This window comes from Cedecea sp. B1(4) (assembly GCF_059414925.1).
The window spans coordinates 1-273 of the sequence record NZ_JCAHMZ010000306.1 but is presented as its reverse complement, the minus strand read 5'-3'; the positions used below and the strand labels follow the sequence as shown (position 1 = coordinate 273).

At 63.0% G+C, this 273-nt stretch carries 1 protein-coding gene; it reads left to right on the top strand.

What is annotated here, in order from left to right:
- The coding region (locus ACR6JA_RS23065) for a hypothetical protein (protein ID WP_494599836.1) at positions 1 to 185 on the top strand (185 nt) is incomplete at its 5' end.
- Positions 186 to 273 lie beyond the last annotated feature (88 nt).

Below are 273 nucleotides of genomic sequence, written 5' to 3'. Positions count from 1 at the left end.
GAATCCACGCCGGCAAGAATGGGTTCGGATCGAGGAATTCACGGCGGCATCGTAGGGCGGTGCCGGGCGACCACTGCATGAGCGCGCGTGGCTGGCAAATGCCTCGTGCCAAGTCGGTGCTGGACCTGGCCATCACGACGGCGCTGATCGCTTTCCTCGATAAGCGCTTCCCAAAGAAGGCATGACCCGTGTGAACAGGCACGACGGTTCGGCGCGCATTCGGCACCAAGTGGTTCCTTGGTCCGGCGATAAGGGCCTACCAAAGGGGGGCAC